The following is a 13,034-nucleotide window of genomic DNA, read 5'->3' on the forward strand; positions in this document are numbered from 1 at the left end:
CCTATAAAAATATATGGAATGCTTTTCACATTCTTCTATAATTATATACTCATTGATTATATTTGTCAAACTTAAATTTTTAAGACATATAATATTCTATAGCTATTTTCACTCTTGTTCTTAAAAGTTTCAAAATCTAAAATCTCCAAAATTTCATATTTATTTTTACTAATTAATCTTACTATATCATTTTCCGAATGAATATATTGCCTTTGTCTTTCTTTAATTTTTTCATAAGTATTATTTTTGTTTCTTATAAAAAAATCAATTTCAAAATCAATATATTTTTTATAAAGAAAATTTCTCCATACATAAAAAATATTGTCCTCTTCAATTACAAAAGTATTATTTCCTAAATATTCTTTAAGTTTATATTCTGAATTTATATCAAACATCAAAATTGAATTTTTATCCATCTGTTTTCGAGCATTTTGTAAAAATAATTCTATTTCATTTAAGCTTTTTAGATAATTCAAAACATCAAAAAAACAACATATTAAATTATATTTTTTATTAGCGGAAAAAGTTCTTATATCTCCCTTCATAATATTAACATTATTATAGTCAAGCAATTTGTTATAAGCAATTGACAACATATTATCTGAAATATCAAAACCGTCAACATCAATTTTTCTTTTTAAAAATTTTTCAGTTAAATTTCCACTACCCATTCCACATTCTAATATATTTTTTACAGCAATTTTATATTTATCGCAAATTTGTATAACATTAGAGGCAAGTAAATCATAATCTACTTGCCCTTTCATAAGTTCATCATAAATATAAGAAAATTTATCGTACATCTTTAATCCTCATAAGAAAAAATATAAGGAATATTTCTATACTTATTTCCATAATTAAGTCCATAACCAACTATAAACCAGTCTTCAATTTCAAACCCAAAATAATCCGGAACTATATCGACCTCTCTTCTGCAAGGTTTATCAAGCATTACACAGGTTTTAACACTATTTGGATTTTTAGTTAAAATGTATTCTCTAATATTTTTTAAAGTATTTCCTGAATCCATAATATCATCTACAATTAAAACATCTTTTCCCTCGATGTTTTCTCTAAGATCAGAAAGGATATTAACTGTACCTGTTGAAATTTCAGAATGCTCATAAGATGATGTCGTTATAAAATCAACCACTATGGGATTATCTATCTCTCTAACTAAATCTGCGAGAAAAACAAAACTGCCTCTTAAAAGACCTATAGCCACTAATTCTTTTCCGGTATAGTCTTTTGAAATTTGTTTTCCGAGTTCTTTTACCTTATTTGCAATTTCTTCTCTTGTAAATCTAGTAACTTCTCTTTTGTTCATCAAAATAATCCTCCTTTGGAACTTTTTTATCATTTTTATTTTTTCTTAATTCTAATTTTTTCTTTTCGGAATCTTTAATTTCTTTTAAAATTATCAATATTTTATTTAAAGTATATTGAATACTAACAAGTATTATAATTAAAAAAGTCATAAATATAACATTAAAATCTATATTCATAAAATCACCTAATTATTCTTTATTTTCTTAATACTTGACACTATTTCGTCATAAATATTTTGATATTTTTTCAATTTTTCTCTTTCCTCATTTACAACTTTTTCAGGAGCGTTATTAACAAACTTCTCATTTGAAAGTTTAGAAGAGGCTCTTTTTATTTCTCCTTCATATTTTTGTAAATCTAAATTTAATTTTTCTAATTCTTTTTCATAGTCTACAAGTCCATCTAATGGAATATAAATTTTTTGATTATTACAAATTACAACCATAGAATTTGCAATTTCTTCATCTTTATCCATTACTAATACCTTAGAACAAGATGCTAAAAATCTGTATAAATGTTCCAATGAACAAGTATATTTTTTTGTAACCTCATTACTTGAAATAAAATACAAATCCGATTTCTTTGAAGGCGGAATATTCTTTTCACTTCTCTTGTTTCTAATTGCAGTAATTGTTTCAATTAGGTTTTCAACTTCAGTTTCTTCTTCAATAAACATATTCTTTTCATTATATACCGGGAAATTTGCATTAATAAGTTTTCCAACTGAATTAGGCATAAAAGAATAAATTTCTTCAGTTATAAATGGCATAAATGGATGCAATAATTTTAAAATGTTATTCAAAACATATACTAAGACAGATTTTACAACAATTTTTTTACCAAGATTATCTCCATACAGTCTGGTTTTAGAAAACTCAATGTACCAATCGCAAAATTCATTCCATATAAAATCATAAATTTTAACTGATGCTAAACCAAATTCAAATTTTGAAAGATTTTCTGTTAATTCTTCAATGGTTCTATTTAGTCTCGTCAAAATCCACTTATCTTCTATTTCTATTTTATTTAAATCAATATCATAAATTTCTTCATCATTTAAGTTCATAAGAACAAATCTTGATGCATTCCAAAGTTTATTGGCAAAATTTCTATTAGACTCTACTCTTTTTTCATAGAATCTCATATCATTTCCTGGAGTGTTTCCTCCAACTAATGTAAATCTTAAGGCATCTGCACCATATTTATCAATTATTTCAATTGGATCAATTCCATTCCCTAAAGATTTACTCATTTTTCTTCCAAGCTCATCTCTAATTAATCCTGTAAAATATACATTTTTAAAAGGAACCTCATTAAGATTATATAAACTTGAAAATACCATCCTGATAACCCAGAAAAATAGAATATCATAACCTGTAACTAAAGTATTGGTTGGAAAAAAATATTTTAAATCTTCAGTTTCATCAGGCCAACCTAAAGTTGAGAATGGCCATAAAGCAGAAGAAAACCAAGTATCTAAAGTATCTTCATCTCTAACGAAAGTTTTTCCATCTTCATTTGGTTCTGTTCTACTTACAACAACTTCTCCGGTTTCTTTACAATAATATACTGGAAGTCTATGTCCCCACCATAATTGACGAGAAATACACCAGTCTTTAATATTATCTAACCAATTTATATAAACTTTTCCAAATCTTTCCGGAATAATATTTAATTTTCCATCTAAATAAGCTTGTTTAGCAGGTTTTGCTAATTCTTCCATTTTAACAAACCATTGTTTTGATATAATTGGCTCAATCGTTGTATTACATCTTTCACAATGTCCAACGGCGTGGTTGTGAGATTCAATTTTAATCAAATAGCCTTGTTTTTCAAGTTCTTTTACGATTTCTTTTCTCGCAACTTCTCTTTCTAAACCTGAAAATTTACCAAATCCTTTGGCAATTTTTCCGCTATAATCCATAATAAGTTTTTGACCTAAATCATGTCTACTTCCGACCTCAAAGTCATTAGGGTCATGTGAAGGGGTTATTTTTACACATCCCGTTCCAAATTCCATATCAACATATTCATCCGCTATCAAAGGAATTTCAATGTTCAAAATAGGTAAAATTAAAGTCTTTCCAACCTTATCTTTATACCTTTCGTCGTTAGGATGTACTGCAACAGCAAGATCTCCGAGCATTGTTTCAGGTCTTGTAGTTGCAATTGTTAAATATTCTTCACTATCTTTAAAAAAATATTTAATATAATAAAAATGTCCATCCTCATCTAAATGCTCAACTTCAGCATCAGAAATAGCAGTTCCACAATTACAACACCAGTTTACAATTCTATCTCCTCTATAAATTAATCCATCATCGTACATCTTTATAAAAACTTCTTCAACTGCCTTAGAAAGATTCTCATCTAAAGTAAATGCATCTCTTGACCAATCACAAGAAACACCTAGTGTTTTTAATTGATTTTTAATATTTCCTCCGTATTTTTCAGTCCAGTCCCATGCTTCTTCTAAAAACCCGTCTCTTCCAAGTTTTTCTTTAGAATTACCGTCTTTCTTTATTTTTTCAACAACTTTTGCCTCTGTAGAAATGGACGCATGGTCAGTTCCAGGAACCCAAAGTGCCTCATAACCACTCATTCTTTTCCAACGAATTAAAATGTCTTGAATAGTATTGTTAAGTGCATGTCCTAAATGTAAATTACCGGTTACATTTGGAGGTGGCATAACAATAGTATACGGTACCTTATCGGGATTTACTCTTGCAACAAAATCTTTATCTTCTAACCAACTATCATAAATTTTTTTTTCGAAATCTTTTGGATTATAAGTTTTTTCTAAATTTTTCATAAAGCCTCCTAAACATAGAATCTACTCTTATGATACTTTTCGGCAGGTCGGTACTCTATAATAATTTTTTCTTCTTAATGTGATATTTTACATCTGACGAAAGTTTTGAACATCGTTACTTTATAAAAAAACTTCGTCCTATACATAGGACGAAGTTATCGCGGTACCACCTAATTTTCATAAAAATGACTCTCTAATTTATAACGAAATTACCCGTTTTTCAAAGCTAAAAAGCTACCTTCACAAAAAACGAATTAAATTTTTTCACCAAACAAATTCTCTCTAAAAATTCCTTTTAAGTTACTCCTCTTTTATATGCCTATATTTAATTTTCTATTTACATAAAAATATTAGATATATTATAACACGAAAATAATTAATTTTCAACAAAAATAATACACTTGCTTACAATAATTTCTATTAAATACATCGCTAAAAATCACGTTGTTTCAAAATAAAAAAAAGACCGAAATACAATATCGGTCTAAAATAATTTATAACTAAATTTTACCAACTAAATCTAATCCTGGAGTTAATGTTTCATCACCCGGTTCCCATCTTGCAGGACATACTTTATCTCCATGTTTTGCAACAAATTGAGCAGCTTGAACTTTTCTTAATAATTCTTTAGCGTTTCTGCCGATTCCATTAGCATTTACTTCATAAAGAACTATTTCACCTTGAGGATTTACAACGAAAGTTCCTCTTAATGCTTGTCCTTCTCCTTCAATCAAAACACCAAATTGTTCTGAAAGAGCTAAAGCTCTATCTGAAATCATTGGATATTGAATTTTTCTAATAGTTTCAGATGCATCCCACCAAGCCTTGTGAACAAATTCAGAATCAGTAGATACTGAATAAATTTCGCAGTCAATAGCTTTAAATTTATCATAACTTAGTGCTAAATCTTCCAATTCAGTTGGACATACGAATGTAAAATCTCCAGGGTAGAAGAAGAAAACACTCCATTTACCTTCTAAATCTTTATTTGATACTCTTATTATGTCCCCATCATAATATGCTGGAACATCAAATTCTTCAATTTTCTTTCCAATTAAACTCATACTAATACCTCCTATATTTGCCTCTTTTACTAAGACAGTTTTATTATACCACTTTTTAAAATTTTCAAACAAAAAGGTTCAATCATTAAGTTTAAAAAATAAAATAAAAAAACATTCACTAATTTTTTTGCTATTTAAAAAAATATATAATCTTAATTTATTAATGCAATTTTTGTGTTAATAAATTAACAAATTGATAATTTTAGTCTTCAATGCTAATTACTGAACCAATTTTTTTACTCTTAATATCTTAATAAACACAAAAAATATTATTACTACAGTTACTATTGAAAAAAAATAAGGTTGAAATCTTATCATTTTTTGCCATGAAGATATATTTTTGTCAAATATATAATCTACTAAACTCTTGGGAGGATTAATTTCAAATCCTTGAAATAATTTCCCGTCTCCTTCTAAATTTTGACTATTCATCGTGGATTAGTATTAATTTCAAATTTTTTAGATCTAAGACTTATAGCCTCAATATTAAGCTCAAAATCCTGACTTTGAAATTCAGGAGCTATCTTTTCTTTTATCAAATACATAACTTCCTCCATAATTATTTTAATAATAAATTAAGAAATCTATCATTAAAATTATATTTTAACTATAAATATAATATATATTTTATATAACAATATACATTATAAAAAATACATCTCATAACCGCAATGATTATACCACATTTTTTAATTTTTGTGAAAAAATTTTATAAAAATACAAAAAGAGCTAAGATTTTTTTATTCTCAGCTCTTTTTGTCTATAAAATATAAGTTTATGAAATACAAATTTTTCCATTTATATTTTTAAAATTTATTGTGGAGTTTGGAGTAATTTTTCCTTCAATTATCTTTGTAGCTATTTCAGTTTCAATATTTTTTTGAATGTATCTTTTTATTATTCTAGCTCCGTAGTTAAATGAATAAGTTGAATCTAAAATTAACTTTTTACAATCTTCATCTAAATTAATCTTTACTCCAATATCTTTTAATCTGTTTTCAATTTCTGAAACAGTCATATCAATTATCTTATAAAGTTCTTCTTTTTGTAATGGTTTGAATAGTACTATATCATCAACTCTATTTAAAAATTCAGGTCTAAAAGAATTCTTTAATTCTTTCATAACCTCATTTTCAGCTTCTTTTGTTATTTTGCCATTTTCATCAATTCCATCAAGCAAGTAAGTTGAACCTATATTGGAAGTCATAATTATAATAGTATTTTTAAAGTCAACCACCCTTCCTTGATTATCAGTAAGTCTTCCATCATCAAGAACTTGTAATAAGATGTTAAATACATCCGGATGAGCTTTTTCTATTTCATCAAATAAAATTACACAATATGGATTTCTTCTAACTCTTTCTGTAAGTTGTCCTCCTTCATCATATCCTACATATCCTGGAGGTGCTCCTATAAGTCTTGAAACTGAATGTTTTTCCATATATTCACTCATATCTATTCTAACAAGATTTTTTTCGCTATCAAACATACTTTCACATAATGTTTTTGCTAATTCTGTTTTACCAACTCCTGTAGGACCTAAGAAAATAAATGAACCAATAGGTTTATTTTCATCTTTTAATCCACTTCTTGATCTTAAGATACAATCTCTAACTAAATCAATTGCCTCATCTTGTCCAACAACTCTTTTATGCAAAATTTCTCCAAGATGCAATAATTTTTCTTTTTCCCCTTCGACTAACTTCTTTATCGGAATATTAGTCCATTTTGAAATTACTTCTGCTATTGTTTCTTCAGTAACTTCTTCTTTTAAATAACTTTCTTTTTCTTTTTTCTTTTCATTAAGTTCAGCTAATTTTAATTCTAAATTTGCAAGTTTTCCATATCTTAATTCAGAAAGTTTTTCAAAATCATACTCTCTTTCCGCTTTTTCAATATCTATTCTGACAGAATCAATTTCAGCTTTCACAGATTTTATTTCATTAATATCTTTTTTATCACTTTCCCATCTAGCAAGTTCAACATTGTACTTGTTTTTCACATCGGAAAGTTCTTCTTCTAAATTTTGCAATCTTTTTTTACTAATTTCATCAGTTTCCTTAACAAGACCTGCTTTTTCGATTTCTAATTGTAAAACTTTTCTTCTAAGGTCATCAATTTCTTGTGGCATTGAGTCAATTTCAGTTCTTACCATAGAAGATGCTTCATCCATTAAGTCAATCGCCTTGTCCGGTAAAAACCTATCAGTAATATATCTATCACTTAGAGTTACACATGCAATAACTGCAGAATCAGTTATCTTTATTCCATGATGAATTTCGTATTTTTCTTTTATTCCTCTAAGAATTGAAATTGTATCTTCAACAGTAGGTTCCTTTACCAATACTTTTTGAAATCTTCTTTCCAATGCTCCATCTTTTTCGATATATTTTCTATATTCATCAAGTGTTGTTGCTCCTATTGTATGCAATTCTCCTCTTGCGAGCATCGGCTTTAACATATTTGATGCATCTAAAGCTCCGTCGGTTTTTCCTGCACCAACTAAAGTGTGAATTTCATCAATGAATAAAATTATTTCGCCTTCTGAATTTTTGATTTCTTCAAGAACAGCCTTTAATCTTTCCTCAAATTCTCCTCTAAATTTGGCACCTGCTATTAAACTTCCCATATCTAATGAAAAAATTATTTTATTCTTTAATCCATCTGGAACGTCATTATTTACAATTCTTTGAGCTAATCCTTCAACAATAGCTGTCTTACCAACTCCGGGTTCGCCTATTAAAACAGGATTATTTTTTGTTCTTCTTGATAAAATTCTAATTGAATGCCTTATTTCTTCATCCCTACCAATCACAGGATCAAGTTTACCATTTCTTGCTTCTTCTGTTAAATTTCTTCCATATTTTAACAATTCTTCGCTTGTACTTCCATCTTTATGTTCATTTTTCATATTCTTAATTCCCATCAAAGCATATTTAAAAGAGTTGTATGTTATGTTATACTTTCTAAAAATATCTGATGATTTTATATTCTTTTCTTTCAAAAGAGAAAGGTAAATATGTTCAGGTAAAATTGTACTATCTCCTGTTCCTTTTATTTCATCTTCGGAATTAAGCAAAATTCTTTGATAAACGGTATTTGGATAAATGTTAGAATCTCCATATTGTGAAGGTAAATTATCAAATGCAAGTTTTACATCATTTCTATAATTATCTATATTTACATTCATGATATTTAAAATTTTAATAATTATATTATCATTATCAATCAAAGCTTTGTGTAAATGAATATCTGATATTTCTACATTTGCATTTTTTATTGCTAAACTTTGAGACTCTTCTACAATTTTCATTGCATCACTACTAAATTTTTCTAAATTCATAATACTCCTCCTTTTTTTTGAATTTAACTTTTCACTTAAAAATTAAATTCAACATAATTAAATATTTATTGCATAATAATAAAACTTTATTCAACTTAACATATACATTCTGTAATAGATAAGTTAAATATCATTATTTTAATCTTATTTTTCCATTAATTTTTTATATAATTCTAATTTTTCACCTGATAAGTTTTTAGGGTTATTTATAACTATTTCAAGATATAAATCTCCTGTTTTTCCTTTTAAATCAGTATATCCCTTGTTTGAAATTCTTATTTTTTTCATACTTTCTATCTTTGCAGGAATCTTAACTCTAACATTTCCGTTTAAAGTTTCAATAACCTTCGTAACTCCAAAATATGCTTCCCATGGATATAAACTAACTGTCTTTATTAAGTCTAAACCTTCAAGTCTATATTCATCATTTATAACATTTATTTTTACATATATATCACCATCAAGCTTATACTTATCTCCATTGACTTTTACCTTTTTACCTGTTGTAATTCCTCTAGGTATCTTAACAGTTATTTTTTTAGGAGAATTATTTATATTGACGTAAAGTACTCGCTCTATTCCGGAATATGCTTCTTTAACAGATAAATTCAAGCTAGTTTCATATTTTTGTCTTTGAGGTTGTCTTCCAAATCCTGAGTAAGAATTTCCAGAATATGCATTTGAATTTGTAAAACCATCAAATCCTGAAAATCCGCTAAAATGTGATGAAGTTTTTCCACTTCCACCAAAAAACATATTAAAGAAGTCAGAAAAACCACCCATATCACTTCCACTATAGGAAGCACTAAAACCATAATTTCTTGGGTCAAAATTATCTCCACCACTAAAATTATAATTTGATCCGAACATATCATATTGTTTTCTTTTTTCTTTATCAGACAAAACTTCATAAGCTTCATTTATTTCTTTAAATTTATTACTTGCAGCTTCATTATTTTGATTAACATCAGGATGATATTTTTTTGCCAACTTTCTATATTCTTTTTTTATCTCTGCATCAGTCGCGTTCTTATCGACGCCTAAAATTTTATAATAATCTTTATATTCCATAAATTCCTCCTTGTTTTGACTTTCTTTGACCTTTAATTTTATTATACCCTATATAGAAAATTTAAACAATATTTTTATAAAAATTAAATATGATTTTTAACTTTATTTAAATTTTAATATTGATTTGTACACTAAAAATTCATACATGATATTGCATACAAAAATATAAACTATTTTACTTGTATTAATAATTTTTATATTGTATAATTATATTGTATAAATTAATTTTTTTGGAGGTAAATTATGAAAGAAATAAATGCTAAAGGTTTAGCTTGCCCTCAACCATTGATTTTAACTAAAAGAGCTGTTGAAAGTTCAGAAGAAAAAGATTTTTTAGTTATAGTTGACAATGATACTGCAGTAAAAAACTTAGAGAAATTTGCTAAAAGTAGCAATCTGGATTTTAAATTTGAGAAAATATCTGATAATGAATTTAATGTATTTGTATCAAAAAATAACGAAACTTCTCTAAAGGAACCAAGTGCCTTTTGTTCTGTTGAAAACTCATCAGATACAGTAATAGCTATTTCTAAGAACTTTATGGGAAACGGCTCTGAAGAACTTGGAAAATTGTTAATCAAAGGCTTTGTTTATACTTCAAGTGAATACGAAAAATTGCCAAAAACACTAGTATTTTTTAATTCAGGTGTTGAATTGACTTGTGAAGGATCACCTTGTATTGATGACTTAAAGAAACTTCAAGAAAAAGGAGTAGAAATTATTTCTTGCGGAACTTGTCTAGACTATTTTAAACTTAAAGAAAAACTTTTAGTTGGTGAAATAAGTAATATGTATTCAATATACGAAACATTATTCAATGCAGGAAAAGTAATTAATATCTAAAAAAATCAAAACCGGCTAACATTAGCCGGTTTAGTTTTTTTAAAATTATAATTTATATGATAATACTCCAATTATATTTTTCTCATAATTTTTTATATTTTGCAATAATTTTTCAAAAGCTGAATATCTTGTAATTCCATACTCTTCAACTAATATAACATTTTTTAAATTCATTATATTACTTAAGTCATTTGTTTTCACTATATTTACTTTATCAATATTCAAATCATTTAATTTATCAATAATTTTTGAATTTGAACTAAGTATACTTAATTCTTCAATATTTTCATTATTAATTTTATATTTCAAAACTTCAAGTAAATCATTATTATTTTTTATTTCCTGAACAAATTTTATATTGTATTTTCTATAATCTCCTTCTCTATTAATTGTAGGATCAAATATATACATAATAAAATTTATGATAGCAACTAAAATTATTAAAGCTACTTCAATTGCAAAAACTTTTACTAATAATTTTTTCATACTATATCCTGTATTAACATTTTCTTTAGAGCTTAATTCTTTAGAATAATTTGATTCAACTTTTTCAATAGTAACATTTTTATAAACGGATTTATACTTATTTATTAATTCATCAAATTTCTTTTCAATAACATCATTTACAGCTTTACTTGGTGTTAAAATTTTAGCAGAAACCCCTAAATTAGTAGAAATATAATTTACCACTACTTTCTTATCCCAATAATCAGCATTAGAATTTTTCAAAGTAACAGCCGATGTATCCAATTCTTTAGCCATTTTTGACAAATCTTTATCGCTTACATCATTAAATAAATAAGCGCCATTTAGATTAGATACTAGTAGCTTTTCATAAAAATCTGAATAGCCTCTTCTACTATATAACGCATTTATATTATCACTCTCAGGAGCTGTTATTTTATAAGCAACATAAGTTGAATATTGCACTCCTTCTTTTGTTATAGTTTTTTTATTTATTGTTTGTAAAACCAACGGACAAACCAAAGCAATACTCAACAGCAAAAATGCTATTAAATTTAAAATTCTCTTTTTATATATATTGGATAATAAATCTCCAAATGAATAGTTTTCAAACATATCATATCTCCTTTATTTTAAAAATTGTATAAGAATTTTCTTTTGATATTAATTTTGCCACTACAAAAATTAATATAATTATAAACCAAAATTGGAATGTAAGTAATATTGAAAAACTTTCTGAAAAACTACTTCTAGGCATAAAAAACAAATTGTTTAATATTATTAATGTGCAAACGAAAGGTAAAATTTTATTTCTATAAGAAACATTTAACATTCTTATAAATAAAAATCCTAAAGCAACACTAAATAAGAATACACCCAAATATCCGTAATCTGTAAAATTTTCCATTATAAAACTACTTCCTAAACCATGTCCTTGCAAATAATCACCTTTCATCGCTATATAAGAAAGATTATGTGCATAGCTATTACTTTTTATTGCCAACTCAATGCTGTTTGTTGTAGCTGTAAATGGTTTTGTATCAAATAATAACTTACCAAAATTCCCATGAGTAAAATACTCAACAATAGGTCCAAAGGTAAAGTTTGTAAAACTTCTCACTGCAATATTACTGTTATACAAAAATCCTTTAGCTAAAACACCAAAACTTGTTCCCTGTTTATAGATAAAATCTATAAATATATCAAATATTTTAAAATTAGAAACTTCAACATTGTCTCTGACATAGTTTAAAAGTCCCATTCCTACAATTATTATAGGAAGACTTGTAAAAATTAGTATTTTTTCTTTAACTCCTATCCATTTATTTTTAATATCTTCTTGTCCCCTTATAAAATAATATATAAAAGAAAATATTAAGCTTAAAATAAATGGATTTCTGGTCCCAATAAATAAATATATTGCATTTGCAAATAGGTTACTTACCAGAACTATAGTAGCATTTCTTTTATTTGGTTTAGATGCTAAATATACACACATCGAATATACTGTAAAAACTGATAATATATACGTAAAGTAAGGCAAATTACTTTTGAAAGACGCATAATAAATATAATAAGATGTATTTAATTTAAATATTAATCTTTCAATCAGTCTTAAAGCATAAAATGGATATGTCAATATATATACAGTAAGAGAAACTATTCTTATATTTTTTAACCATATAGAGCTTTTTAACTTATCATTACTATCTACATCTAACCTCTTTTTGTTTTTTATTTTTAATAATGCTTTTGAAATTACTCCTCCAATAAACAATCCTAAAAGTGAAATCATAACTATAACAAACGCAAAAACATATGCATCTTTTTGATAAGTATTAAAACTATAACTTCTCAAGTAATCTATCGTAGGCCTTGAAACTAGAAATATAAAAATAGTTATATAAAAAAATAAATGTATTATATAATATTTTATATCTGTAAAACAAAACAATATTAAGCTGACAAAAAAAGACAACAATGTAAAAAGTAATATATCCAATCTATCTGTATATAAATAACTTACTCCAAGTAACAGAGTAAAAATAAAAGAGAACGCGGTAATTAAAGAATAAAATTTTCTAAAAGTAATATTCATATAATTATC

The 13,034-nt window shown here is 26.1% G+C and carries 10 protein-coding genes and 1 other annotated feature; of the genes, 1 reads left to right on the top strand and 9 read right to left on the bottom strand.

Features of this window, described 5'->3' with window-relative positions; genetic code table 11:
- Positions 1-71 precede the first annotated feature (71 nt).
- The 7 genes from VJI94_RS01595 to VJI94_RS01625 form a co-directional block, all read right to left on the bottom strand.
- Positions 72-803 carry a class I SAM-dependent DNA methyltransferase gene (locus VJI94_RS01595; RefSeq protein ID WP_248109538.1) on the bottom strand — a complete coding sequence of 244 codons (732 nt, stop codon included), beginning with the start codon at positions 801-803 and terminating at the stop codon, positions 72-74.
- Positions 804-805: 2 nt separating this feature from the next.
- Positions 806-1,327 carry a hypoxanthine phosphoribosyltransferase gene (gene hpt / locus VJI94_RS01600; RefSeq protein ID WP_004833313.1) on the bottom strand — a complete coding sequence of 174 codons (522 nt, stop codon included), beginning with the start codon at positions 1,325-1,327 and terminating at the stop codon, positions 806-808.
- A complete protein-coding gene (locus tag VJI94_RS01605) occupies positions 1,305-1,505 on the bottom strand; it encodes a hypothetical protein (protein WP_004833312.1) in 201 nt (66 codons plus the stop codon). Before VJI94_RS01605 ends, hpt begins: the two co-directional genes overlap by 23 nt.
- Before the next feature lie 8 nt (positions 1,506-1,513).
- Entirely contained in the window at positions 1,514-4,141 is a 2,628-nt protein-coding gene (locus VJI94_RS01610) for a valine--tRNA ligase (RefSeq protein ID WP_324008082.1), read from the bottom strand.
- Between the two features lie 142 nt (positions 4,142-4,283).
- Positions 4,284-4,466 (bottom strand) — a binding site (T-box leader).
- A 175-nt stretch (positions 4,467-4,641) separates the two neighbouring features.
- On the bottom strand, positions 4,642-5,205 hold the full coding sequence (gene ahpC / locus VJI94_RS01615; protein ID WP_029949080.1) for an alkyl hydroperoxide reductase subunit C: 564 nt from the start codon (positions 5,203-5,205) through the stop codon (positions 4,642-4,644).
- Between the two features lie 775 nt (positions 5,206-5,980).
- On the bottom strand, positions 5,981-8,548 hold the full coding sequence (locus VJI94_RS01620; protein ID WP_324008083.1) for an ATP-dependent Clp protease ATP-binding subunit: 2,568 nt from the start codon (positions 8,546-8,548) through the stop codon (positions 5,981-5,983).
- Between the two features lie 144 nt (positions 8,549-8,692).
- Positions 8,693-9,619 carry a DnaJ domain-containing protein gene (locus VJI94_RS01625; protein ID WP_004833301.1) on the bottom strand — a complete coding sequence of 309 codons (927 nt, stop codon included), beginning with the start codon at positions 9,617-9,619 and terminating at the stop codon, positions 8,693-8,695.
- Positions 9,620-9,862: 243 nt separating this feature from the next.
- Between VJI94_RS01625 and yedF the strand changes: the two genes are divergently transcribed.
- Positions 9,863-10,462: a sulfurtransferase-like selenium metabolism protein YedF gene (yedF, locus tag VJI94_RS01630; protein ID WP_029949084.1), complete on the top strand. Its 600-nt coding sequence runs from the start codon at positions 9,863-9,865 to the stop codon at positions 10,460-10,462.
- A 45-nt stretch (positions 10,463-10,507) separates the two neighbouring features.
- On the opposite strand, the gene VJI94_RS01635 is transcribed toward yedF, so the two are convergent.
- The gene (locus VJI94_RS01635) at positions 10,508-11,542 is read right to left on the bottom strand and encodes a hypothetical protein (RefSeq protein WP_324008084.1); all 1,035 of its coding nucleotides are present in this window, start codon (positions 11,540-11,542) and stop codon (positions 10,508-10,510) included.
- 1 nt (position 11,543) lies between these two features.
- The gene (locus tag VJI94_RS01640; protein ID WP_314938342.1) at positions 11,544-13,025 is read right to left on the bottom strand and encodes an O-antigen polysaccharide polymerase Wzy family protein; all 1,482 of its coding nucleotides are present in this window, start codon (positions 13,023-13,025) and stop codon (positions 11,544-11,546) included.
- Positions 13,026-13,034: the final 9 nt, after the last annotated feature.

This window comes from Parvimonas sp. D9, from assembly GCF_035282565.1.
GTDB classification, from domain to species: Bacteria; Bacillota; Clostridia; order Tissierellales; family Peptoniphilaceae; genus Parvimonas; species Parvimonas micra.

Excerpts from the sequence above, each read along its gene's own strand:
- VJI94_RS01595 (WP_248109538.1), bottom strand. The coding sequence starts at position 803 with ATGTACGATAAATTTTCTTATATTTATGATGAACTTATGAAAGGGCAA.
- VJI94_RS01625 (WP_004833301.1), bottom strand. The coding sequence starts at position 9,619 with ATGGAATATAAAGATTATTATAAAATTTTAGGCGTCGATAAGAACGCG.
- VJI94_RS01640 (WP_314938342.1), bottom strand. The coding sequence starts at position 13,025 with ATGAATATTACTTTTAGAAAATTTTATTCTTTAATTACCGCGTTCTCT.
- ahpC (WP_029949080.1), bottom strand. The coding sequence starts at position 5,205 with ATGAGTTTAATTGGAAAGAAAATTGAAGAATTTGATGTTCCAGCATAT.
- VJI94_RS01635 (WP_324008084.1), bottom strand. The coding sequence starts at position 11,542 with ATGTTTGAAAACTATTCATTTGGAGATTTATTATCCAATATATATAAA.
- yedF (WP_029949084.1), top strand. The coding sequence starts at position 9,863 with ATGAAAGAAATAAATGCTAAAGGTTTAGCTTGCCCTCAACCATTGATT.
- hpt (WP_004833313.1), bottom strand. The coding sequence starts at position 1,327 with ATGAACAAAAGAGAAGTTACTAGATTTACAAGAGAAGAAATTGCAAAT.
- VJI94_RS01610 (WP_324008082.1), bottom strand. The coding sequence starts at position 4,141 with ATGAAAAATTTAGAAAAAACTTATAATCCAAAAGATTTCGAAAAAAAA.
- VJI94_RS01620 (WP_324008083.1), bottom strand. The coding sequence starts at position 8,548 with ATGAATTTAGAAAAATTTAGTAGTGATGCAATGAAAATTGTAGAAGAG.
- VJI94_RS01605 (WP_004833312.1), bottom strand. The coding sequence starts at position 1,505 with ATGAATATAGATTTTAATGTTATATTTATGACTTTTTTAATTATAATA.